Origin of the sequence: Marivirga salinae (genome assembly GCF_030503855.1) — a bacterium.
Taxonomy (GTDB): Bacteria; Bacteroidota; Bacteroidia; order Cytophagales; family Cyclobacteriaceae; genus Marivirga; species Marivirga salinarum.
This window is the reverse complement of record NZ_CP129971.1, coordinates 3,741,649-3,764,300: the sequence shown is the minus strand read 5'-3', so window position 1 is coordinate 3,764,300 and position 22,652 is coordinate 3,741,649. Positions and strand designations below refer to the sequence as shown.

The window sequence follows — 22,652 nt, the reverse complement described above, 5'->3', positions numbered from 1 at the left end:
AGTATTATAGGAGGTTGTGCTAAACAAAGCACAACCTCTTTAAATTCTTCTATGGAGAATTTTAGAAAGTTAGCATATGAAAGTCTAAAAGTTGAACCTGTTCAATTTTCTGAAAATTCAGAAAATGATTATGTTCTAGCGACTTATTATAAAAATGAAAGTAACGTAATAGGTGATGGTACATTAAAATATGTGATCATTAACATTGCTGAGGAGAAAGTCATAAAAAAAGGAAGTTTGCCTCAAGGTAATATCAAGTGGATTTCAGATTATGAAGTAGAAATTTTTAGTCCTCCAGGTATTCCTAAAGATCAGACTGAAACAGCAGATGATTACAAAACCATTTATAATGTTAAGAATGGTACAACCACAAATAAAAAAGGAGCCGCTAACTAGCTCTCCTTTTTTTATTCTATTTCAATATAAAGTCCTTTGATTCTTTAATTATTTCATTGTAAGCTTCAGGTAGTTTATTCTCCTCCCACGGATGTGCTGCTCCAAACACATGATTTTCATTCTCGTAAATCACTAACTCAGTATCAGGTTTCCAATCTTTGATCTGCTTTGCCATCGCTACTGGAAGTGTTTCATCTTCTGTGCCATGAAAGGCTAGCAAAGGCTGTTTCATTTCTCTTACAGCTTTCGGAATGGATAATCTATCAGAATTATTTAGCACATCATCGTAAAGCTGTACATACAATGGCATTTGCTGATTGGTTCTTTTATTCTCAATATATTGTACTCCTTTGGCCCTCCATTCATCTAGAAATGATTGAGGCCATCTTTTACTTAAATCACTAATTGCAGCAAGTGTGATTACTTTATTTATTCTCTCATCTTCTCGAGCTTTCAATAAAATCAATCCACCACCTCTACTATGTCCCATTAGGTTGAGATTGTTTAAATCCAGCTCATTTTCAGAATATTAAACTAGACGAGGAAAATAGATAATCAATAGTGTCCTTTAAGTCAGCGAGTTCAATGGTGAAGTTATTATTGCCAAATGCTTCTAAATCAGCAAAATCGATTAATTGGTCTGGAGTAGTTCCATTATGGCTTAAATTTATCTTCATAAATATAAAACCGTTTTTGGCAAATTCATCTGCCATCAGATTGAAAACTCCCCAATCTTTAAATCCTTTAAAACCGTGAACAAAAAGGATTAACGGTTTCTTATCTTTGTTAGGAATGTATCTTAAATCTGCCGAAATAGGCTTGTTATGAACCGTACTTGTAATAATTATATTTTCTTGAATCATTTTTATTGATTGCATTGCTTAGATATTCATTTGGTAGTAATATTGCATACGCATGGGGAGTAAAATTAAAGAAATACAATCACCAATAGCCAATGAAATGGCAGAATTTGAAATAAAATTCCGTCAATTCATGAAAAGCAAGGTTTATTTGCTTGACAAAATCATGGGCTACATAGTGAAACGAAAAGGAAAGCAAATGCGCCCTATGTTTGTATTTCTTTCCGCAGGGGTTCATGGCCAAATTAATGAAGCCACTCATAGGGGAGCCGCTTTAATCGAATTACTACATACTGCCACTTTGGTGCATGATGATGTAGTGGATGATGCAAATTACAGGCGTGGTTTTTTCTCCATTAATGCATTATGGAAGAATAAAATCGCCATTTTAGTAGGTGATTATTTACTTTCTAGAGGTCTTTTACTTTCAATAGATAATGAAGATTTCGATTTATTGAAAATTGTATCTGAAGCTGTTCGTGAAATGAGCGAAGGTGAATTGCTGCAAATTGAAAAAGCCAGGAAACTTAATATAACTGAGGATATTTATTATGATATCATTAAACAAAAGACAGCTTCCCTGATTGCTTCTTGCTGTGCAGTAGGTAGCCGATCAGTAGTTAAAGATGATGATGTTAGCGAAAAAATGAAACTCTTCGGAGAGAAGGTAGGAATGGCATTTCAGATAAAGGATGATTTATTTGATTATGGTACTAATGACATCGGGAAACCACTCGGAATTGATATCAAGGAAAAGAAAATGACTTTACCATTGATTCATGCATTGAATAATGCTGATAAATCGGAACGTAAGCAAATCATCAAATTAATTAAGAATAAAAGTGATAAAAACTCTACTGTAAAAACGGTAGTTCAATTTGTTAGGGATAAAAATGGTATTGCTTATGCAGAGGAAGTAATGCATAATTATTATAATGAGGCAATGACCATCATTAAAGACTTTCCTGAGTCGGAATACAGACAATCCTTAATGGATTTGGTCAAGTATACTATTGAAAGGAAAAAATAATCTAATCTAATTTGTATCGCTGGGTATGAGAACTGGCAACAGGCTTTTCAGCAAATAAAGCTTTAGTGGCTGGCCATACTTTTCCGAAAGTCTCTGAGTGTCTGTATTGATTTAAGTATTCTTCACTTTCCCACAAACTATAGGTACTAAATACATTTGGCTGATCTTTGTCTTGCCATAGCTGCAGATGTTTACAACCATCTTGATTACGAATAGCTTCTTTATTCTCTTCAAATATTTTGACGAATTCATCAATTTTATCTTTCTGAAAAGTCATTTTCACTATTCTAATTAGCATAATATTAAAAAATATAAGGCCGACAATAGCCGGCCTTTAAATAAAATTTATTTTCTTTTTACTACTTTCTCAACTGCTGCAACAATGTGAGCTGCATCAAGTCCATATTTCTTCATTAGTTCATCTGGCTTACCGCTTTCTCCGAACTGGTCATTGACTGCAACATATTCTTGAGGTGTTGGCTTGTTTTGAGCTAATACTTGCGCTACAGCGTCTCCTAGGCCTCCGTTTCGTTGATGCTCTTCAGCAGTCACTACACAGCCAGTCTTCGCTACAGATTTTAAGATAGCTTCTTCATCTATCGGTTTAATAGTATGGATATTAATTAATTCCACACTAATACCCTTTTCTCTTAAAATAGCTTCTGCTTCTATAGCTTCCCATACTAAATGTCCTGTGGCAAAAATAGTGACATCAGAACCTTCAATCATTTGGATGGCTTTACCTATTTCAAACTTTTGATTATCTGGAGTGAAAATAGGTACTTTTGGTCTTCCAAATCTTAAATAAACAGGCCCTTCATAATCTGCAATGGCTAAAGTTGCTGCTTTTGTTTGATTATAGTCGCAAGGATTAATCACCGTCATGTTGGGGAGCATTCTCATCATCCCTATGTCTTCTAGGATTTGGTGAGTGGCGCCATCTTCTCCTAGTGTAACTCCAGCATGAGAAGCACATATTTTTACGTTTTTCTCAGAATAAGCAATGGACTGACGAATTTGGTCATAAACTCTACCAGTAGAGAAATTGGCAAAAGTTCCGGTAAAAGGAATTTTACCACCTATAGTCATTCCAGCTGCCAAACCCATCATATTGGCTTCTGCTATACCTGTTTGAAAGAATCGATCTGGAAATTCTTTCTGAAAATCCCCCATTTTTAATGAGCCTATTAAGTCAGCACATAGTCCAACTACTTGATCGTTTTTTCTACCGGCCTCTAAAAGCCCATCTCCAAAACCTGAGCGTGTATCTTTTTTTTCTGTAAATGTAAATTTAGTTTCTGCCATTTTGCTCTTATTAGTATATTTTAATATTTAGGGTTTGTCCTGATTGTATATCAAATTCTTTTATTTGAGTGTATTTACTACCCATTGCTCTGTCTGAGCGGAATACATATTTATATTTACCTGGTTGAATACCAAAACTAGCTTTTCCACCTCTTAAATCTAGTTTTCTAATCCATGTTTGTCTCCCATTTTCATCTATGGAATATAAACTGCCAATGCCTTTACTGCTGTAAATGACATTAATTCTTCCGGGTGCAGGTAGATTTATGTTTCGAGTTTCTCCTTGTTTAATTTCAACATTATTGATTTTAATTTTAGGTAATGTTAAAATTTCTAAATCATATTTACCTATTAAGTACTTCTCATCTGAATTTATTGCTTGGTTATTAATTATTTCTGATTGAGATGATTTTTTAATTAACACTTGTACATCACGATCATATTCAAATGTGTTCTCTTGGTTGATTTTTAATTCACCTTGAGGAGTTTTAATGTTAATGACATTATGTGTACCTCCTTTTAAAAAGACATTCCTTTTTACAACTGGCGGAACTGTATTGACAACCACATCATAACTTAAAACTGGATCTACTTCAACTGTGTCAGGTTTTCCATTTCGGTCTCTAAAATGAATGAAATCAAATTCTGAGATGCCTGTAAATGTATTGATAAAGGAAACATTGACATCCTTTTCAACAGCTCTGCCATTTTGATCTAGAAGTTCTACACTAGCAGTGGTCTTACTCAAAGATTGGGTCAATATCCCATTCAAAACTGTCCTGAATGCATTTATATTTTTAGCATTGAAATATTCACCCATGCAATCAAATTCGGAGGCGAATTTTTCTTCCATTCCTAAGCCAATTACAAATGGTCTTAAGAAAATATCTTTTTTCTGTAATTCTAATGAAACCGCACAAGGATCGCCATCGCAAGATTCTATACCATCGGTTATGATAATGATGATGTTTCTGTAGTTATCATCCTGTGGAAAATCCTTTGCGGATTGCAGCAATGAGTAGGCAATTGGTGTAGTCCCTCTTGGATAAATATATTTTAATCTATCGATTATGCGATCATTATTATTGGGCGCAAATGGGATTTCTAATTTTGTATCCTCGCAATTTCTTTCCTTTGCGGGTGTTAAATGCCCATATGGCCTAAGAGCTAATTCAATTTTATCATTCACTCTTAAAGAATCAACTAAATCGGTTAGTACTCTTTTTGAGGCATCAATTCTTAATTCATTTCCCCATGGAGCTAGCATACTTCCCGAGGCATCAAACAAAAATAGTATTCTTGTTTTTTCAGGAATGCTTTGCTCTACTTTTTGTGATTTTGCATTAAACATCACAAAGAATAGGAGTAAGGACGATATGATAATTTTATGTTTCATTAATTGAAATAGACGTCAGAATAATTATTCTGACGCTATTTATCATGTTTTAGTAATCTCCCAAAGTTTCTTCCAATTGAGATAAGGCATCTGCTAATTGCTCATCATTAGGCGCAACACCATGCCATTTATGGGTTCCTACCATGAAATCAACTCCAAAGCCCATTTCTGTCTTCATTAAATTTAATACTGGCTTTCCTTTTCCAGTTAAACTTTTAGCATGCTCCAGTGACTTAACAATTTCCTCCATATTGTTTCCATTGCTTTCGATCACTTCCCATCCAAAAGCAAGCCATTTAGCTTTTAAATCTTTTAAGTCCATCACTTCCGATATAGGACCATCAATTTGCTGTCCATTATAATCAACTGTAGCAATTACGTTATCTACCTTATGATGAGCGCCATACATGGCGGCTTCCCAGATCTGACCTTCTTGCAATTCTCCATCACCCATTAAAACATAAACTAAATTATCTTCATTATTTAGTTTTTTGGTTTGTGCAGCACCTAAAGCGGCCGATAAACCTTGTCCTAATGAACCTGAAGCGATTCTAATACCTGGAAGATTTTCTTCTGGAGTTGGATGTCCTTGCAATCGGCTATCAATTTTTCTAAAGGTACTTAGCTCTGATATGTCGAAATAGCCACTTCTAGCCAAAGTGCTATACCAAACAGGGGAAATATGTCCGTTAGATAAGAAAAATAGATCTTCATTTTTAGCATTCATATCGAAATCGACATTGTGCTTAAGAATGTGGAAATATAATGCTACAAAAAAATCTGTGCATCCTAAAGAGCCTCCTGGATGACCGGAATTAACCGCGTGAACCATTCTTACGATATCTCTTCTTACTTGAGAAGCTGTTTTTTCAAGCTCTTGAATGTTTGCCTGACTTGCCATTGATTATGAATTTAAAATTTGTGCTGTATGTTCTTTTGTCTTTACTTTCTCGATAATATCTTCAATCTTACCTTCTTCATCTATAACAAAGGTAGTGCGTTTGGTGCCCATATAGGTTTTACCGTACATTTTCTTTTCACCCCAAGTGCCATATAAGTTATGAACTGTATGATCCTCATCTGAGATGAGTGGAAATGGTAAGTTTTGCTTTTCAATAAATTTCTGATGAGATTTTTCTGAATCTTGGCTTACGCCTAAGATTACATAACCTTGATTTTGAAGTTCTTCGTAATTGTCTCTTAAATTACAAGCTTGAGCAGTACATCCTGGTGTATTATCTTTCGGATAAAAATAAAGAACTACTTTTTTTCCGGTAAAATCACTCAGTTTAATTTGGTTGCCATCTTGATCTTTTGCATTGAAATCAGGTGCTTTATCGCCTATATTTAATTCCATATTATTTATAGTTTAGTGATGTATTCTGTTTCGTTTCCGGCATTATCTGTTACTTTTAAAACAAACTCACCAGTTTTAGTCATTTCCTCATTTAGCCAATCTATCCAAATCAGTTTATCTTTGGGTTCATATTTCATCAATATCCAATCACCATTAAGGTGAGCGTCAAAGGATTTAATTCCTGATAATAGATCATCAATAATAAAACTAGATTTTGAATTAGTTTCTTTTACGAAAGGAGGAATACTATCTGTTAAAATGGTATAGTCAGCTAAATCCCTAGTACTGAATTTGATTTTTTCTCCGTTCCATTCACCTCCTTCAAAGGAGAAATTTCCAGAGTCATCTGTTTTATAGATATGGCTTTTTTCTGGATTGTAATGGTTCATCATAGGAGAGAATTCAATCTTAACAGAGCTTTTAAGAGGAGATGTGATCGGCCCTAAAGAGAATATTTCTAGAGAATCGGAGGTTTTAATTTCATAATCCGTTTCAAGATAAAGCGTATCAAATAAAACATACGGACTGAATTCTAAATTCATTTTTTCTGTTGATACTGTTTTATTTTCTCCAGGGATGATCTGATGAATTGTTCTCAAATTTAAGCCTTTATCACAATTTAAGATAGATTCAGGAATTCCATTTTTTAAATTCCATAAGTAGACCGCTGTATTGTATAAATAATATTCAGGTTTTATTGATTTGATGGTTTCCCCTAAGTTTAGATTCAATTCCTCGCTTTCATCTTCACAATTAGAATGTGTATAAACCTTAAGGATATTTTCCTCAACCTTATAATCAATTTCGTCAAGTTCAAAATCTAATGATTTATTTAAGAATTTATCGGGCTGCTTACCTTGAATGATTAAATCTAAGGTGCTCATATTTTCATAGGGATCGTACATTTTGATTTTGATATCATATAATTTACCATCTTCTATTTTAAGAGCTCCATTTTCTGATTGGGTTTCATAAAATCGTAATTGATTACCGTCATCCATATATAACTTATGATATCTTGTGCCTGTGGTCATTTTAACATCATAAGGATAATGTACTAAAATATGTCTTTGTAAGCTAAAGCTCATTACGTCAATATTTTGCTTGAAATGAGTTTCACCATTTACCGCTACTTCTATTATGCTAATCCCATTTTTGTTAGCCGAGCCATTCAATTTATCATGTCCCCATAGTTCCAAACCAATTTTTCCTATGGCTGTAATGGTGTCCATAGCTTTATAATTAAAGCCAGTTCTATTAATTCTAACATCTGTTCTTTTAAATTCATTTGAGACTCTTGAATTCAAATTCATTGGTCTGATGGCAAAGCCTTGTACAATAGGAGGGATGTTATCCTTAACTTCATCAAAGCCATAGTGTAAGGGATTTAAGACTCTTTGTTGCGAATCTCTTATCTCAAAGTGAAGATGTGGTCCTAAAGAACCACCTGTGTTTCCAGAAAGCCCAATTACTTCTTGTGACTTAAAAGCAAATTGATAGGGTTTAGGAAATAATTCAATTTCAAAAGTTTGTTGCTTGTACTGCTCCTGTTTTACATATTCTTGAATTTCTGGAGCATATTCATCCAAATGAGCATAAACAGAAGTATTTCCATCTGGATGAAGCATGTAAAGTGCATTTCCATAACCCGAAGTGGAGACTTTTATTCTAGTGATATAGCCTCTTTTGGTTGCATGTACTGGCTCACCTATTTTGCCACCTGTTTTAATATCGATTCCTGCATGAAAATGAGAAGAACGTAACTCCCCCATCGTACCCGATAGAAAATTAGTTTTGTTTGGTCGAATTGGAAAAGTATAAGGGTCAGAATTTTGAGCTAGCACAGCAATTGGCCAGCTGAATAAAAATAGCAGTAGTGATACTTTATGTTTATTTAATTTCAAAATCCAATAATTTTTGATTTTCAATATAACCCTCCAATTTATCGCCTATTGATACTGGTCCAACTCCTTTTGGAGTGCCTGTAAAGATAATATCTCCTGTCTTTAAAGTGAAAAATTTCGATAAATATGAAATGATGTAATCAATAGGGAACAACATTAATGCCGAATTTCCTTCTTGTTTTAGTTCACCATTTACTTTAAGTGAAAAATTCACCTTCTGTAGATCTTCAAATTCCTTTTTCTCTAACCATTCCGAAATGGGAGCAGAGCCATTAAACCCTTTGGCAATGTCCCAGGGTAAGCCTTTTTCTTTAGCTTTCGATTGTAAATCCCTAGCGGTGAAATCAATTCCTAAACCAATTTTATCATAATATTTATGAGCGTGTTCTTCTTTTACAAATTTACCTTCTTTACAAATTCTAATTATTAACTCTACTTCATGGTGAATGTCATTACTAAAAGGAGGATAATAAAAAGGATCATTATTTTTAAGGAGGGCAGTATCTGGTTTTGTGAAAATTACAGGCTCGTCAGGTCGCTCATTTTCAAGCTCTTTTATATGATCTCCGTAATTTCTGCCTATAGCCAGTATCTTCATTTGAGAAATTTTACACAAAAATATGCTTTCTTTTAACTATAAAAATGAAAGCTACGTTAAATATTAAAAGAAATCTTTAAGATTGTGTTTAAGGGATGTTAAACTGTAATTTTACAACCTATCCTGATAAAAAAAGTGATTATGAAAAAAATATTAAGCATTTTAATTCTTGTTTCAATCCTTATGGCTTGCAAGAAAGTTCCGCTGACTGATCGTAACCAATTTAACGTGATTCCCAATAGTCAATTAAACTCTTCAAGTTTTACTTCCTATGATCAAGTATTAAAAGAAAGTAAACTGTCAAATAATACTGAACAAGTTGAAATGGTAAGAGATGTGGGGAATCGAATTAAGAAGGCAGTAGAACAGTATTTGAATGAAAATAATTTTAAAGATGCAACAGAGGGTTTTAAATGGGAATTTAATCTTATTGCTGAGAATGTTGTAAATGCTTGGTGTATGCCAGGAGGGAAGGTAGCTTTTTATGAAGGTATATTACCGGTTTGTCAGGACGAAGCTGGTATAGCCGTAGTAATGGGGCATGAGGTAGCTCATGCTATTGCTAAACATGGTGGTGAGAGAATGAGTCAAGCTTTAATGCAGCAACTTGGTGGTGTGGCATTAAGCGTAGCACTTCAGCAACAACCTGAACAAACTCAATCTTTAGCTATGATGGCTTATACTGGTGGAAGTACAGTGTTAGGGGTTTTGCCTTTTAGTCGGTTGCATGAATCTGAAGCAGATGAGTTAGGGATTAAATTTATGGCATTAGCAGGTTATAATCCTGCTGAAGCACCTAAGTTCTGGGAAAGAATGAAAGCTCAATCAGGTGGTGCCCCACCAGAATTCTTGAGTACTCACCCTAGTAATAAAACTCGAATTGATGATTTAAATAAATTACTTCCGGAAGCAAAGAAGTATTATGAAAGAAGTAATAAGGTTAATAACAATCCTATTCCAAATTTAGGGAATATTTCAAACACTCAAGAAAAGAATAGTGGAGAAAAAACTGAAATAAAGATGAAAATAGAGAATTGATTTCTAATCTAAATTTAAGAATCTAGAATTGATATCTATAATGTTATCAATTCTAGATTTATGCAATAAGTAATAATTATGCTTATGAATTTAAAATAAAACAGATTTAAACTATTCAGGATTGAGTAGTCGAATAGTTTCTGTCCTAATGGTATTACTTCTATTGCCGGCTCTATCTAAAATATAAGCTTCAATATACATTTCGTAATCTCTAAAAATGAATGAAAATCCAGCACTTTTCATCTCATACGTTAAAGAACCATTGAGCGGTCTTTTATAATCTTCAGTATTAAGAATCGGGAACCTCCCATGAAAAGTTTGGTAGAAATTTGGCTCAGATTCCCATTCGAATTGTTCAAATTCATTGCTTCCTGGAAGTTTACGAAAAAATGAAACAAAAATATTATAATGTCGCTCATTAAATTGCACCTTGATGGTATCATTAGTTAAAAGTGTATTATTAATAATGACAGAATCAGGGGTGATATAATAATCGTAAAAATTGAATGGAGGTAGATCAGGAGAGCTTCCAAAAAAAATCAATTCTCCTTCAGGGTTTAAAGGAATGTCATATAAATGGTAGGGAGGATTTAATTCACTGCTTCTTAATCCTAAATCTCCATCGCCATCTTCAAACGAAATAGTCAAGCTTATAAGATCCTGATTTAAAGGTTGTCCACCTGTAGTAGTATCAGAGATTTGGCTATATTCAATATCTTCATATTCTATTTTGGGTACATTATCAAACTCAGGCGGAGTAGGACAAGCAGTTAACAAAAGTGTGGCTGATAGAATAAATATTGAATAAAATATGAGATAACAAGCCTTATTTATAATATTGTATTGCATAATTAATTTAACAAATGTCAGAAAGAGAACGCTTATTTAAGCAATTTGATGCCCTAAATGTTGAAAATTTTCAGGATTTTGCTTTAGAACTGTTCCAGTACCAAAGTAAATACAATTTGGTTTATAAAAAATATATTGATGCCTTAAATATCAATGTAGATTCTATAAATGATTTGCGCTCAATCCCTTTTCTGCCAATAGAATTTTTTAAGCAGCATAAAATAATCACTCAAGTTGAAAACGGCAATAGCTATGAAACGATTTTTGAAAGTAGTGGTACTGGTTCAGGATTAACTAGCCAACACTTTGTTTCAGATTTGTCTCATTATTTAAATCATGCTCAAGATATTTTTGAGCGTCAGTATAGTAGCTTGAATGATTATGTGATTTTAGCGCTTTTACCCTCATATCTTGAGAGAGAAGGATCTTCCTTAGTTGCTATGGTAGATGAATTCATAAAAAAGACAAACACTTCTGACTCTGGCTTTTATTTATATGACTTAAAAGAATTGGTTAGAAAGGTAGAAGATTTAAAAGCAAAAGGAAGTGAAAAGAAAATAATCGTTTGGGGCGTGAGTTTTGCTTTATTGGATTTAGCGGAAAACTATAAAGTAGATTTTTCTGATTGTACTATAATGGAAACAGGTGGAATGAAGGGCAGAAGGAAAGAAATTACTAGAGAAGAGCTTCATGGTATATTATGTGACGGAATGAATGTCAATACAATCCACTCAGAGTATGGGATGACAGAATTATTATCTCAAAGCTACAGCAAAGAAAATGGTGTTTTTCATCCTTCACACAGTATGAAAATTATGGTAAGAGAAGTTAATGATCCATTCGATATCAAATATTCAGATAAAAGAAGTGGTGGTTTAAATGTTATTGACTTAGCCAATATTGACAGTTGCGCTTTTATAGAAACACAAGATGTAGGATTGGTAAATGAAGACGGAAGCTTTAAGGTTTTAGGCCGATTCGATAATTCGGATATCAGAGGATGTAATTTGATGGTTTTTTAAGTGCTCAGTACATGTAGCTAGAAAACAGTCGAATTCCGCTTCAAACACCCTAACACTTCAACACCTATACACTCAATAACTCCTTAGCACTTTGAATAGCCGATTCACTTGGGTTTTCTCCTCCAATCATTTTCGCTATTTCTAAGGAGCGTTCATCTTGGTCAAGTAATTTGATTTTACTTACAGATTTATCCGCAGAGTTATCTTTATAAACAAAATAATGCTGATGTCCCTTGGCTGCAATTTGTGGTAAGTGGCTGATGGTAATCACTTGATGCTTTTCAGCCATTTTTTGCATCATATTCACCATTTTAATGGCAACTTCCCCAGAAATACCAGTATCAATTTCATCAAATATAATTGTAGGCATGGCAATTTTATCAGCCATAATTGATTTAATAGCGAACATTAAGCGTGAAAATTCACCACCTGAGGCTACATTTTTCAAGTTTTGAGGAGCTATTCCTTTATTGGCACTAAATAAAATTTTGATATCATCTATGCCACTCTTATCATGTGGTTTTACTTTATTGTCGATTTTAACAACCGCATCTTCCATTCCTAAGCCAGCTAAAAGTGCTCGCAATTCATTTTCAAGTTTTTCAAAATACTTATTTCTTTGTTTACTTATTTCTTTAGCTTTTTCATTCATTTTGGAATAAGCCTCATCAACTGCTTTTTGCAATTTTAATTCACTTCCTTCCACATCCGCAACAGCTAATAGTTTTTCCTCTAATTCTGTTTTTATTTTAAGTAAATCTTCAACTGAATCAACATGATGTTTTTGTTGTAATGAATAGATTAAGCTGACCCTTTCTTGTGTTTGTTGCAATTCATCAGGCTGATGCTCAAATTCATTAGCAGTTATTTCCAATTCTTTTGCTATGTCCTGAATTTCTATAAAACTGCTATTCAGTCTTTCTGATAATTCCTGAAAGTCCTTTCCGTAAGATTGAATAGTTTTAAGACTTTCTGTTGCTTGATGTAAATTATGAATAGCTGCAAATTCTTGTCCATCAACCAATTGATAAGCTTCTGACAACTTAAGTTTAATCAATTCACCATTTTCCAGAAGTTCTAATTTCTCCTCTAACTCCTCTTGTTCGCCAGCTTTTAATTGTGCTTTGTCCAGCTCATCAAAAAGGAATTGATTAAAATCCTTTTCCTGCTGCATTTGAGAGGCACTTTCTTTAAAGGTTTCAAGACTTTTTTTCGCTTTTGTGTATGATGTAAATATGGATTGATAATTCTTTAAGCTTTCAAGAGTGCCAGCATAAGCATCAATAATTCTAAGTTGAAAATCTTGGTCACCAATTAACAAGGTTTCATGTTGAGAATGTACATCCATCAAATGGCTCCCGAGGTTTTTAAGGATATCCAAAGTGACAGGAGTGTCATTTATGAAAGCTCTTGATTTTCCGCTAGCGCTAATCTCTCTTCTGATGACACACTCTTCATCATAATCTAAATCTTCCGACTCAAAAAATGAGTTTAAATTATATTCTGTGATATCAAATATACCTTCTACCACACATTTTGTGTCTGAGGAGTAAAGAACCTTAGTGTCAGCTCTTTTGCCTAATAATAAGCCTACAGCACCAAGCATTATAGACTTACCGGCTCCTGTTTCACCTGTAATGGTATTAAGGTTGGGAGATGGGTTAATATTAAGTTCTTGAATTAAGGCGTAATTTTTAATCAAAAGCTTTTGAAGCATATTGGCACTAGGTTTTTATGGCAGGGCTAATTTACTCAAAATTTATGGATAGTAAATTCTTTCGCTTTCAGCATTTAATAAATTTTTAATAAATTTTGAAATTGATATTACGATGAGAAATTCTAGAAATTATTTAATCATTACTTCATAACGTTCAGAATTAGAGGGCGCAATTTCTCGCATGATTTCGTAAGCTTTTCTTCTCAAGGCTAAATCTCCTTCTGTAAAAATTTGAACTATTTCATCAGATTTGGTTTGAACTAATAAAGTTATAAAAGGTGAATTAGGATTCAAATCATTGACTTTTTGAATGTTTTCCAGAGCTTTAAGTATTGATTTTCTTGCTTCTTCAGGATTATCCTCCATTATATCCAATCCTTTTCTGTAATAGAGGTAGAGACTTTTGCGAACTGGTTCTAGCTGAGAATTTAGGGTAGATTGAATTAATGCGTATTTGCTTTCCAGATTCCCGAACTGCTCCCATCCAGGCTTAAAACCTTGTTGATTAGCAGATCTTGCAATGTTTAAGGCTTCATCGTAATATTTTTGACCTCCTAATTCCGAAAAACTGTCGAAATCCATTCCTAATAGAAAATTTGCATAAAAGGCTAAAATACTCACCAGATTATCATTAAAACTATTTTGCTTGTAGATTAATGGTTGAGATTCCGTATAGTCAAAGTTAAAATTTCGATCTGCTATATTAATCATGATTGATTCATAATTACTATTATAAACAGGCCGAACGGATTGAACTTGCATTTGCGCATTGTATCTTCCAGCTCTGGGGATTTCAGTAATGTTAATAGCCATTATCCCTTTTATCATTTCAAAGGATTCTAAATCCTCCTCCATCCATTTTGTTTCATTTATGAATTGCCGGAAAGCATTTTCCATATTTGTAAAAACCCTTTTTTCAGAAGTGTTGGCAGTTGATGCATCTACTTTTATTTGGAAAAATAAATCTTGAGCAATAATGGAAGTCAAGCTAAGAAGGGTAATGAAAAAGGTAAGAAAAAATTTAATCATTATTTAGTGCTCAATTTATGAATTTGATTCAAAATAAGGTCAGCTACTTTTGATTTTGCTAATAATTCAGATTCTTCTAATAATCCTTTTTGACCATAAATTTTAACCTTATTAGTATTATGCCCAAAAGCAGCATTTTTATCTCTCAGACTATTAAGAACGACCAAGTCGAAGTTTTTATTTTTTAATTTCTTTAAAGCGTTGGCTTCTTCATTTTCAGTTTCCAATGCAAAGCCTATGTTCAATTGGTGTTTTTGTTTTAGATCACCTAAAGTTTTGGCTATATCGATGGTTTTTTCCATTTCAATTGTCATACCTTCTGCTTTCTTTTTAATTTTTTCCTTAGCAACTGACTTTGGTCTGTAGTCAGCAACTGCAGCAGCGAATATGGTGATATCAGCATCAGAATAGTTTTTTTCTGCTTGCTCATACATTTCTTTTGCTGATTTTACTGCTATAAAGTTAGAAGTTCTTGAAGGAATATCTAAAGAGGAGGGGCCAGAGATAAGTGTTACTTGAGCGCCTTCTTTTATAAAAGATTGAGCTAACGCATACCCCATCTTACCTGAAGAATGATTTCCTATAAATCGCACAGGATCAATGGCTTCATGCGTTGGGCCGGCTGTTATGACTACTTTTTTATTCTTAAACTTTTTTTTTGCAGATAGAATTTGTTCTACTTCTTTCACAAGTTGTTCAGGTTCTTGCATTCTACCTTGCCCTTCCAATCCGCTTGCTAATTCGCCAGATGCGGCATGGATTATGGTGTTGCCAAATGATTCAAGTTTCTTAAGATTTGCAGAAGTTGAAGGATGTTGATACATGTCCAAGTCCATAGCTGGAGCAAAAGCTACAGGACACTTGGCTGAAAGATAGGTGGCTAATAGCAGATTATCACAAATACCATTGGCGCATTTGGCTAGAGTATTTGCTGAGGCTGGAGCAATTAATATTAAATCAGCCCATAAGCCTAATTCAACATGATTATTCCATTCACCAGCATCATTTTTAGTAAATTCTGATAACACTGGTTTTTGACTTAAGGTACTTAAAGTCAAAGGAGTGATGAATTCTTTAGCATCATTAGTCATGATGACTTGAACTTCAGCACCTGCTTTAAGCAACAAACGGGTAAGCATTGCTGACTTATAAGCCGCAATACTACCCGTTATACCTAAAATTATTTTTTTACCTTGGAGCATTTCCTAGGTTTATTTACCCTCTTCTTCTTCTCTTTTTCGGTAATATACTTTACCTTCTAAGAATTCTTCCATTGCCATAATAGTTGGCTTAGGCATTCTTTCATAGAATTTAGAGATCTCAATTTGTTCTCTGTTCTCAAAAATTTCCTCAAGATTATCAACAGTAGAAGCAAATTCAGCTAACTTATTGCTCAACTCTTCTTTCACATTGCTTGAAATTTGTCGAGCTCTTTTAGAAGCCACCACAACGCTTTGGTATATATTGTCAGTATCTTTTACCAATTCTGATGTGTCTCTAGTAGTAATTGATGGATTTGCCATATTATTTATGAATTTAATTTTCTAATTTGTTCTAAACTGTTTTCGTAAATTTTTTCTGCTTTTGGTAAATATTTACTGTCTACGTATGAATCAATAAAGTTTTCATAGAATTCAATAGCCTCTAAATATCTTTCCTTTCTCACCTTATAGATACTTACCTCTGCTAATTTATACATTGCTTCAATTTCTAAAAACCTGATTTCCTCAGTAAACTGGGAACCAGGGAAGTCATCCTGAAAATTATCGAACTCTACTAAAGCAGCTTTCAGATATTCTCCTGTCATATGCTTTTTTAAGTCGTAGTATAATAAAGCCTTTTCGTAAGCTTTTCGTTCCAGTTTGGAACGTAATTGACTTAAGGCTGCATCTGCCTTTGGTGCATATTCCGAACTAGGGAAAAGATTTATAAACCCTTGAAGGGCAACAATTGCTTCTTTTGAACTTGTTTGGTCAAGATTGTATCGAGGTGAATCTTTAAAAAGCGAAAACGCAAACATAAATCTTGCTTCTTCTGCAAATTCACTTCTGTTAAAAGTATCGTAGAATGTTTTGAAATAGTGTGAAGCTAACAAATACTGTTCTTGGTAATAATATGTATAACCATAGTAGAAGTTAGCGATTTCTGCTTTTTCAGAACCTTTTATGATAGGAAGAATTTGCTCCAATAATGCATTGGCTTTATAGTATTCTCCCTGCTCATAATAAGAAATGGCAGCATCGTATTTCTTTTCCCAATCATCACTTTTTAAAAGCTTGCGGAAATCAGTGCATGCCGAAATGGCGATACTGAAAGTTAATATTATAAGTAGATTTTTGTACGAATTTCGCATAAGGTTGCAAATATACATTTGTTTTATGGAATGAGCAATTTTTTAGTGCTAACGTATATCGCGTTCTAAGATTGGATTTAAAATTATTTTTTTACAATTAATTTTCTTGTGGCCAAGCCTTCATCATCTATAGTGAGTGTATAGAAATAAACTCCTGGGTTTAAATCCTCGGTGCTAATGGTTAATTTATTTTCTTCAGGGCTGAGTTCATAGGTACTTACAATGGAGCCTAAAACATTCTGCAAGGTGATTTTAGCATCGTTTTCACCTGAATTAATGCTATATTCCATTATAGCTGATTTAACTGTAGGGTTAGGAAAAAAACTTTTTACTTGAACGTCATTTTTGGAAAAGAATAATTCTTGAGTTCGCTCATTACTTACGTTCAGCATTATTTCTTTTTTGATACCTTGATCAACTTCCATATCAATAAATTCAAAATAGGCTGTTTCTTTATAATTTGAAAGACCTCCATTTAAAACAATTGAAATTTCATTAGAAATGCTATTAGCAGGCACATTTACAATTAAGAAACTTGTGCTTTCCTGACAATTCTCACCATAGCAAATTTGTAAAGTAGCTCCACCCTGCAAATTATTGATTTTGGTTTTTATCTTAATTGATTTATCAAGATTTGAATAGTTTTGAATTTGAAATGTTTCGGATTTGGAATTTTGAAAATTTGTAGTGATTTCTTTATCCAGATTTTTAACAATAATATCCTGCGCCTTAGTAGAGAAGGTGATGAGGAAAATTAACGATATGGTAAGAAATATTTTCACTTTGACTAGTAAAAGTAGGATTTTTTTATTTAAAAATCTACTCTTCTAGAAGAAAAAATCATGATTGAATATAATATTTGAATTTGCTTAACGTTCAGAAGGGTTGTGGTTGATTAATTTTTTATTTCGGGACTTAAATTAGTTGGGTTTGGTTTAACTGATTCACGTTGTTGAATTGTAGTTTTCGGAACATAATATTTCCCTAAAACATCAAGTATACTTGGTTTTTTTTCAATTTGCCAATTAAAATCTTTCAGTCTAGTTTCTGGCTCAGCTATTTCATGGGGTGGTATAAACCTACCTTCAGGATCTGTATAGAAGGTGATATCATTCATTTCTCCATCTAGAAATTGAATTCTCATGGAACTGCATAAGACCTTGTTCATGCCTATCAGTTCAAGGGTTTCTTCATCTATTGCAAAATAAATGCTTTCGCCATTACCCTCCACTAATATTTTATCCATCTGATCATTCTTCAAATAGGCTGTCATATTTCTACCTTTTATCTGATTGAAATTCTTTACAGTATCTTGATTGACGGTAAAGGCTCTATTTCGCATGTTAAGCTTGTCCATCTTACCGTTTTTAATTTCCATAAAAATCGTGTCAGCCACTATTTGGTTTCCTTCACTCCATAGAATTGGATCATGATAAAAGAAGATCATAGAGTCTTGCATCATATAAGCCATGGAATCTGAAATTCCTTGCATATCGGACTTATAGATTTTGACATTATTGTATGCTAGAAGCCTACTTAGAGAATCATATTCAGAATCAATAGATATTAAGGTGTCTGCAGTGAGGTATAGAGTGTCATTATCCACGGCTTGTTTTAAAACCGGATTTCCCCAAATCTTGGTAATTCCTTCTTCTTTTTTTGTAGCAGCTTCTTCTCCTAAAATAATGATATCATTTTCTTCAGAAATTACTTTTACATTTCCTTTAGCTCTGGATTGCTGGCTTAGATCATCGAAATAAAGCTCATCGCCAAATATTTCATAAGATTCTGTGGTGATTTTCCCTGATGTGTACTGAGCATTTTTTTTATCGGTATAGAATATCCCACCTTTCTGAGCATCAACTACTTCTCCGTTTTTCAAAATAGTTTTAGTAGGGCCATAAGTGGTAGCGATTTTTGTGGTACGGTGATAAAAAAGTGTGTCAGTTAAAAGTTGATACTCTGGATTCGTTAAATCTACATCTTTATAAAATTTGATTAAATCTTCAGCGTCTACTACAAAGCCTTCCTCTGCAATCAAGGTGGTTTCTTTATCAACTAATTTACCTCCATTGAAAAAATGACCATCTTCAGTGTTCATAAAATAATCTAGATAATTAGTAGTCATACGCATTTCACCATCATCATAGACTACATTGTTTCTTAACTCAGCCTTATTTTCATCTATATAATAATTTAATCTTCGAGAGGTGATATCAATCGTGTCATTTTTAGTGATTACTACATCTCCAAAAACAATCATAATCCCTTTTTTATCATAATAGAGAGCAGAATCTCCTTTTATCTTGACATTTTCTTTTTCAATATCAAACCAGACATTCTTGACCAGTCGTGTAAAGCTGTCTTTTCCTTTATTGATTGTTTCGGAATATCCTTCTGATCCATATTTTACGCCATTTTTCTGCGCATTGGCACTGAGGGATAATATTAGAAAGAAACAAAGGATTAAAATTCGTTGGAAGTTCATACATTTACTTTTGATTGCTTTCATTAGCAAATTCTGTGCAAATCTAAGTAATTTCATAAAGAAATATGTTAAGCGCGTCATTTTTAGAATTTATTAAAACAGAAAACCTTTTTGATAGTAACGAACATTTGCTACTCGCTATTAGTGGAGGGCTTGATTCTGTTGTTTTAGCTCATTTATTGAGCCAAAATAATTTCCATTTTTCGATGGCGCACATGAATTTTCAATTGCGAGGAGAAGATTCCAATAAAGATGAAGAATTTGTGAGGGAATTGGGAAAACAATTAGATGTTGAAATTTATGTAAAAAGAGTTGAAATAGATAAAGATTCTGGTTCTACACAAATCCAAGCCAGAAATTTACGATATAATTGGTTTGATGAGCTGATGGATAAGCATTCATTTGATAAACTCTTGACAGCACACCATGCTAATGATTTATTGGAAACCGCATTGCTTAATTTAAGCAGAGGGACTGGAATCAAAGGCATAAGAAGCATTTTACCACTTCAAAACCGTATTTCCAGACCATTGTTGTTTGCAGAAAAATCTGAAATAAAACAATTTGCACAGGACGAATCAATTAAATGGCGAGAAGATATTTCTAATGCTTCCGATCATTATACCAGAAATAAAATCAGGCACCATATTATGCCTCAATTATTGGAGCTAAACCCTAATTTATTAACTGGATTTCAACAGACAGCTTTACGTTTACGAGCAACTGAATCGGCTTGGAAAGAAAAATTGGAGGAGATTATTGAAAAATATTTTCAATATAAAGGACTAGATATTGAGATTGATAAATCGATTTTAGAAAAAGCTTATGTGGTAGTTTACTTTTCGGAATTATTGGCAGATTATGGTTTTAATTTATCTCATTTACAATCATTTGATTTTAACAGAGTAGGCGCTCAATTATTTAGCTCAACTTACGTTTTGACTGTTGATAGGGAAAAGATTTTGCTTTCAAAGCTAAATGACGATAATCATTCTAAATTTTTTCCGAAAAAAATGGAGATGGAAGAGAGCAAAGTAGCGACACCTTTTGGATCTTTGAAGATTGAATATATAAATAAAGAAGAGTTGAGTTTTACAGACAATCAAAATGTAGCATTTATAGATTTTGAGAGTTTGAAAAAGCCTTTCGAAATTGATCTATGGAATGAAGGTGATAAAATTCAACCTATAGGGATGAAGGGGAAGAAGAAAATTAGTGATATATTGATTGATCAAAAGGTTCCCTTGCCTCAAAAAAAGCGAATAATGGTTTTAAAATCTGGTGGTGAAATCGTTTGGCTGATTGGGTATAAATTTTCTGGTTTATTTAAAGTTAAAAAAGACACTAATAAAATTTTAAGAATAGAATATTATGAAGGTTCTTAATCCATTTAAAAAGACATACGACCATAAGCAAATGGTTCTTTTTCAGTTTTTAAAGGAAATAAAACTGTTTGAGCAGTTAAGCTTCGAGCAATTATCTCATTTTATACCCTTTATGCATATGAGGGTTTATAAAAAAGATGAAGTGGTTTTCTTTCGTGACGATCCTAGTCATGCCTTATATCTAATTCATAAAGGGGAAATATCATTAACAATTGATATACAAGATAGATTTGAAAGTTTGGGCATATTAGCTGGAAATAAATCATTTGGTGATAATGCCTTAATTCCTGAAGCAAGAAGAATTTATAATGCCGTAGTAGCTTCTGAAAAGGCTCAAATTTATGTAATCCCTCAAATTAATATTTTTGAAATATTTGATCATTACCCTAAAATAAAAGCGAAAGTTTTGGAGTCTTACACTCAGCAACAAAATGATTATATGGCTCGTTTGTTTTCAACATACAAGACCAATTTTGGCTTTTTTGATCTTGGCCATGTATACGGGAAAATGTAAAAAAACTTTTTATCAATTTATGCTATTCTAGCCTGTGAAACACTTCAAGAATCACCAAAAGAATAGCATTATTTTTTGTACTTTTGTGAGCGAAATTAAGATTGTTTAACTTATAAAATAAATAAAATGAAAGTTACCGTAGTAGGAGCTGGTGCAGTGGGTGCAAGTTGTGCCGAATACATTGCCATCAAAAATTTTGCAGAGGAAGTAGTATTGGTTGATATCAAAGAAGGTTTTGCTGAAGGTAAAGCCATGGATTTGATGCAATGCGCTTCATTAAATGGATTTGATACTAAAATCACTGGTGTTACAAATGACTACAGCAAAACAGCTGATAGTGATGTAGCCGTAATTACTTCTGGTATCCCAAGAAAACCAGGAATGACAAGAGAGGAATTGATCTCTACTAATGCTGGTATCGTAAAACAAGTTGCTGAAAACTTAATCAAAAATTCGCCAAACGTAACCATTATTGTGGTATCTAACCCAATGGATACTATGGCTTATTTAGCTCACAAATCAACTGGTTTACCAAAAAACAAAATCATTGGAATGGGTGGAGCTTTAGATTCAGCTCGTTTCAAATACAGATTAGCTGAAGCTTTAGATTGTCCTGCGTCTGATGTTGACGGTATGGTAATCGGTGGACACAGTGATACAGGTATGATTCCTTTGACTAGATTGGCAACAAGAAATAGTGTACCGGTTTCTAAATTCATTTCTAATGATCAATTAGAAAATGTTAAAGAAGAAACTAAAGTGGGTGGAGCTACATTAACCAAATTGTTAGGAACTTCTGCTTGGTATGCTCCAGGTGCTGCTGTTTCTGCAATGGTTCATGCTATCGCAAATGATTCTAAAAAAATGTTCCCTTGCTCATGTTTATTAGATGGGGAATATGGATTGAAAGACATTTCTATCGGAGTTCCTGCCATTATCGGTAGAAACGGTATTGAGAAAATTGTTGAAATTGAATTAGATGATGCTGAAAAAGCAAAATTGAATGAAAGTGCTGAAGCAGTAAGAAAAACCAACGGTTTATTATAATTCATTCTATCAAGTAATTAATATTGAAAGCATTCGGCATATGTCGGATGCTTTTTTCATTTTAGATCATAGAAAAAAACCTATTATGCCTGAACAACAACCTAATAATCCACTTCATGGAGTAACGCTTAAAGCTATTTTAGAGCATTTAGTAGAAGTTTATGGCTGGGAAGAATTAGGATATAGGATTAAAATAAATAGTTTTAATCATGACCCTTCCATAAAATCTAGCTTGACTTTTTTAAGGAAAACACCTTGGGCTAGAGAAAAAGTTGAACGGCTATACATCAAAAGCTTGAAGAAATAGATATTTATAAATTCTTCAATATTTTATGATTTTTCGAAGTAAATTATCATTTTTGAA

The 22,652-nt window shown here is 33.3% G+C and carries 25 protein-coding genes; 8 read left to right on the top strand and 17 right to left on the bottom strand.

Going from position 1 to position 22,652, the window contains the following annotated elements:
- The first annotated feature begins 51 nt into the window (after positions 1 to 51).
- Entirely contained in the window at positions 52 to 396 is a 345-nt protein-coding gene (locus QYS49_RS15730) for a hypothetical protein (protein WP_308348652.1), read from the top strand.
- Between the two features lie 16 nt (positions 397 to 412).
- Here the strand turns inward: QYS49_RS15730 and QYS49_RS15725 are convergent, their stop codons facing one another.
- On the bottom strand, positions 413 to 886 hold the full coding sequence (locus QYS49_RS15725; RefSeq protein WP_308348650.1) for an alpha/beta hydrolase family protein: 474 nt from the start codon (positions 884 to 886) through the stop codon (positions 413 to 415).
- A gap of 31 nt (positions 887 to 917) precedes the next feature.
- On the bottom strand, positions 918 to 1,274 hold the full coding sequence (locus QYS49_RS15720) for an alpha/beta hydrolase family protein (protein ID WP_308348648.1): 357 nt from the start codon (positions 1,272 to 1,274) through the stop codon (positions 918 to 920).
- 37 nt (positions 1,275 to 1,311) lie between these two features.
- Here QYS49_RS15720 and QYS49_RS15715 point away from each other — a divergent pair, with 37 nt between their 5' ends.
- Positions 1,312 to 2,286, top strand: coding sequence for a polyprenyl synthetase family protein (locus QYS49_RS15715; protein WP_308348645.1), 975 nt, complete (start codon positions 1,312 to 1,314; stop codon positions 2,284 to 2,286).
- A gap of 1 nt (position 2,287) precedes the next feature.
- On the opposite strand, the gene QYS49_RS15710 is transcribed toward QYS49_RS15715, so the two are convergent.
- Genes QYS49_RS15710 through QYS49_RS15680 form a run of 7 tightly spaced genes read right to left on the bottom strand, consistent with a single transcriptional unit; the run spans position 2,288 to position 8,846 of the window.
- The gene (locus QYS49_RS15710; protein ID WP_308348644.1) at positions 2,288 to 2,584 is read right to left on the bottom strand and encodes a putative quinol monooxygenase; all 297 of its coding nucleotides are present in this window, start codon (positions 2,582 to 2,584) and stop codon (positions 2,288 to 2,290) included.
- Between the two features lie 47 nt (positions 2,585 to 2,631).
- The gene (locus QYS49_RS15705; RefSeq protein ID WP_308348642.1) at positions 2,632 to 3,591 is read right to left on the bottom strand and encodes a transketolase family protein; all 960 of its coding nucleotides are present in this window, start codon (positions 3,589 to 3,591) and stop codon (positions 2,632 to 2,634) included.
- Between the two features lie 10 nt (positions 3,592 to 3,601).
- Complete coding sequence (locus QYS49_RS15700) at positions 3,602 to 4,987, bottom strand: vWA domain-containing protein (protein WP_308348641.1); 1,386 nt, start codon at positions 4,985 to 4,987, stop codon at positions 3,602 to 3,604.
- A 49-nt stretch (positions 4,988 to 5,036) separates the two neighbouring features.
- Positions 5,037 to 5,888: a transketolase gene (locus tag QYS49_RS15695; protein WP_308348640.1), complete on the bottom strand. Its 852-nt coding sequence runs from the start codon at positions 5,886 to 5,888 to the stop codon at positions 5,037 to 5,039.
- A gap of 3 nt (positions 5,889 to 5,891) precedes the next feature.
- Complete coding sequence (gene bcp, locus QYS49_RS15690) at positions 5,892 to 6,344, bottom strand: thioredoxin-dependent thiol peroxidase (protein WP_308348639.1); 453 nt, start codon at positions 6,342 to 6,344, stop codon at positions 5,892 to 5,894.
- Between the two features lie 5 nt (positions 6,345 to 6,349).
- Positions 6,350 to 8,248 (bottom strand): M23 family metallopeptidase, encoded by a 1,899-nt coding sequence (locus QYS49_RS15685; protein ID WP_308348638.1) that lies wholly within the window; start codon positions 8,246 to 8,248, stop codon positions 6,350 to 6,352.
- Positions 8,235 to 8,846, bottom strand: coding sequence for a fumarylacetoacetate hydrolase family protein (locus QYS49_RS15680; protein ID WP_308348636.1), 612 nt, complete (start codon positions 8,844 to 8,846; stop codon positions 8,235 to 8,237). The genes QYS49_RS15685 and QYS49_RS15680 overlap by 14 nt, the downstream gene beginning before the upstream one ends.
- A gap of 141 nt (positions 8,847 to 8,987) precedes the next feature.
- On the opposite strand from QYS49_RS15680, the gene QYS49_RS15675 reads away from it, so the two are divergent.
- Positions 8,988 to 9,884: a M48 family metallopeptidase gene (locus QYS49_RS15675; protein WP_308348634.1), complete on the top strand. Its 897-nt coding sequence runs from the start codon at positions 8,988 to 8,990 to the stop codon at positions 9,882 to 9,884.
- A gap of 111 nt (positions 9,885 to 9,995) precedes the next feature.
- Here the strand turns inward: QYS49_RS15675 and QYS49_RS15670 are convergent, their stop codons facing one another.
- Positions 9,996 to 10,733, bottom strand: a complete 738-nt coding sequence (locus tag QYS49_RS15670) for a hypothetical protein (protein WP_308348632.1) — start codon at positions 10,731 to 10,733, stop codon at positions 9,996 to 9,998.
- 14 nt (positions 10,734 to 10,747) lie between these two features.
- Between QYS49_RS15670 and QYS49_RS15665 the strand changes: the two genes are divergently transcribed.
- Positions 10,748 to 11,755: a LuxE/PaaK family acyltransferase gene (locus tag QYS49_RS15665; protein ID WP_308348630.1), complete on the top strand. Its 1,008-nt coding sequence runs from the start codon at positions 10,748 to 10,750 to the stop codon at positions 11,753 to 11,755.
- Between the two features lie 64 nt (positions 11,756 to 11,819).
- Here QYS49_RS15665 and recN read toward each other — a convergent pair whose 3' ends face one another.
- The 7 genes from recN to QYS49_RS15630 form a co-directional block, all read right to left on the bottom strand.
- Complete coding sequence (gene recN / locus QYS49_RS15660; protein ID WP_308348629.1) at positions 11,820 to 13,472, bottom strand: DNA repair protein RecN; 1,653 nt, start codon at positions 13,470 to 13,472, stop codon at positions 11,820 to 11,822.
- A gap of 129 nt (positions 13,473 to 13,601) precedes the next feature.
- Entirely contained in the window at positions 13,602 to 14,501 is a 900-nt protein-coding gene (gene porD, locus QYS49_RS15655) for a type IX secretion system protein PorD (RefSeq protein ID WP_308348628.1), read from the bottom strand.
- Entirely contained in the window at positions 14,501 to 15,703 is a 1,203-nt protein-coding gene (gene coaBC, locus QYS49_RS15650) for a bifunctional phosphopantothenoylcysteine decarboxylase/phosphopantothenate--cysteine ligase CoaBC (RefSeq protein ID WP_308348627.1), read from the bottom strand. The genes porD and coaBC overlap by 1 nt, the downstream gene beginning before the upstream one ends.
- A gap of 9 nt (positions 15,704 to 15,712) precedes the next feature.
- Entirely contained in the window at positions 15,713 to 16,024 is a 312-nt protein-coding gene (locus tag QYS49_RS15645) for a DNA-directed RNA polymerase subunit omega (protein WP_308348626.1), read from the bottom strand.
- A 5-nt stretch (positions 16,025 to 16,029) separates the two neighbouring features.
- Entirely contained in the window at positions 16,030 to 16,854 is an 825-nt protein-coding gene (locus tag QYS49_RS15640) for an outer membrane protein assembly factor BamD (RefSeq protein WP_308348625.1), read from the bottom strand.
- 83 nt (positions 16,855 to 16,937) lie between these two features.
- The gene (locus QYS49_RS15635; RefSeq protein WP_308348623.1) at positions 16,938 to 17,636 is read right to left on the bottom strand and encodes a T9SS type A sorting domain-containing protein; all 699 of its coding nucleotides are present in this window, start codon (positions 17,634 to 17,636) and stop codon (positions 16,938 to 16,940) included.
- 113 nt (positions 17,637 to 17,749) lie between these two features.
- Positions 17,750 to 19,399, bottom strand: a complete 1,650-nt coding sequence (locus QYS49_RS15630; RefSeq protein WP_308348621.1) for an OstA-like protein — start codon at positions 19,397 to 19,399, stop codon at positions 17,750 to 17,752.
- A gap of 8 nt (positions 19,400 to 19,407) precedes the next feature.
- Between QYS49_RS15630 and tilS the strand changes: the two genes are divergently transcribed.
- The 4 genes from tilS to QYS49_RS15610 all read left to right on the top strand — a co-directional run bounded on the left by tilS (position 19,408) and on the right by QYS49_RS15610 (position 22,595).
- The gene (gene tilS, locus QYS49_RS15625; RefSeq protein WP_308348620.1) at positions 19,408 to 20,727 is read left to right on the top strand and encodes a tRNA lysidine(34) synthetase TilS; all 1,320 of its coding nucleotides are present in this window, start codon (positions 19,408 to 19,410) and stop codon (positions 20,725 to 20,727) included.
- Positions 20,714 to 21,241: a Crp/Fnr family transcriptional regulator gene (locus tag QYS49_RS15620; RefSeq protein ID WP_308348618.1), complete on the top strand. Its 528-nt coding sequence runs from the start codon at positions 20,714 to 20,716 to the stop codon at positions 21,239 to 21,241. The genes tilS and QYS49_RS15620 overlap by 14 nt, the downstream gene beginning before the upstream one ends.
- 126 nt (positions 21,242 to 21,367) lie before the next feature.
- On the top strand, positions 21,368 to 22,288 hold the full coding sequence (mdh, locus tag QYS49_RS15615; RefSeq protein ID WP_308348616.1) for a malate dehydrogenase: 921 nt from the start codon (positions 21,368 to 21,370) through the stop codon (positions 22,286 to 22,288).
- Positions 22,289 to 22,373: 85 nt separating this feature from the next.
- Complete coding sequence (locus tag QYS49_RS15610) at positions 22,374 to 22,595, top strand: VF530 family protein (protein WP_308348615.1); 222 nt, start codon at positions 22,374 to 22,376, stop codon at positions 22,593 to 22,595.
- Positions 22,596 to 22,652: the final 57 nt, after the last annotated feature.

Coding starts and splice junctions, on each gene's coding strand:
- coaBC (WP_308348627.1), bottom strand. CDS start 15,703: ATGCTCCAAGGTAAAAAAATAATTTTAGGTATAACGGGTAGTATTGCG.
- bcp (WP_308348639.1), bottom strand. CDS start 6,344: ATGGAATTAAATATAGGCGATAAAGCACCTGATTTCAATGCAAAAGAT.
- QYS49_RS15710 (WP_308348644.1), bottom strand. CDS start 2,584: ATGCTAATTAGAATAGTGAAAATGACTTTTCAGAAAGATAAAATTGAT.
- QYS49_RS15700 (WP_308348641.1), bottom strand. CDS start 4,987: ATGAAACATAAAATTATCATATCGTCCTTACTCCTATTCTTTGTGATG.
- recN (WP_308348629.1), bottom strand. CDS start 13,472: ATGCTTCAAAAGCTTTTGATTAAAAATTACGCCTTAATTCAAGAACTT.
- QYS49_RS15640 (WP_308348625.1), bottom strand. CDS start 16,854: ATGCGAAATTCGTACAAAAATCTACTTATAATATTAACTTTCAGTATC.
- porD (WP_308348628.1), bottom strand. CDS start 14,501: ATGATTAAATTTTTTCTTACCTTTTTCATTACCCTTCTTAGCTTGACT.
- QYS49_RS15670 (WP_308348632.1), bottom strand. CDS start 10,733: ATGCAATACAATATTATAAATAAGGCTTGTTATCTCATATTTTATTCA.
- QYS49_RS15730 (WP_308348652.1), top strand. CDS start 52: ATGGAGAATTTTAGAAAGTTAGCATATGAAAGTCTAAAAGTTGAACCT.
- tilS (WP_308348620.1), top strand. CDS start 19,408: ATGTTAAGCGCGTCATTTTTAGAATTTATTAAAACAGAAAACCTTTTT.
- QYS49_RS15645 (WP_308348626.1), bottom strand. CDS start 16,024: ATGGCAAATCCATCAATTACTACTAGAGACACATCAGAATTGGTAAAA.
- QYS49_RS15630 (WP_308348621.1), bottom strand. CDS start 19,399: ATGAAATTACTTAGATTTGCACAGAATTTGCTAATGAAAGCAATCAAA.
- QYS49_RS15715 (WP_308348645.1), top strand. CDS start 1,312: ATGGGGAGTAAAATTAAAGAAATACAATCACCAATAGCCAATGAAATG.
- QYS49_RS15665 (WP_308348630.1), top strand. CDS start 10,748: ATGTCAGAAAGAGAACGCTTATTTAAGCAATTTGATGCCCTAAATGTT.
- QYS49_RS15695 (WP_308348640.1), bottom strand. CDS start 5,888: ATGGCAAGTCAGGCAAACATTCAAGAGCTTGAAAAAACAGCTTCTCAA.
- QYS49_RS15675 (WP_308348634.1), top strand. CDS start 8,988: ATGAAAAAAATATTAAGCATTTTAATTCTTGTTTCAATCCTTATGGCT.
- QYS49_RS15725 (WP_308348650.1), bottom strand. CDS start 886: ATGGGACATAGTAGAGGTGGTGGATTGATTTTATTGAAAGCTCGAGAA.
- QYS49_RS15610 (WP_308348615.1), top strand. CDS start 22,374: ATGCCTGAACAACAACCTAATAATCCACTTCATGGAGTAACGCTTAAA.
- mdh (WP_308348616.1), top strand. CDS start 21,368: ATGAAAGTTACCGTAGTAGGAGCTGGTGCAGTGGGTGCAAGTTGTGCC.
- QYS49_RS15680 (WP_308348636.1), bottom strand. CDS start 8,846: ATGAAGATACTGGCTATAGGCAGAAATTACGGAGATCATATAAAAGAG.
- QYS49_RS15705 (WP_308348642.1), bottom strand. CDS start 3,591: ATGGCAGAAACTAAATTTACATTTACAGAAAAAAAAGATACACGCTCA.
- QYS49_RS15620 (WP_308348618.1), top strand. CDS start 20,714: ATGAAGGTTCTTAATCCATTTAAAAAGACATACGACCATAAGCAAATG.
- QYS49_RS15720 (WP_308348648.1), bottom strand. CDS start 1,274: ATGCAATCAATAAAAATGATTCAAGAAAATATAATTATTACAAGTACG.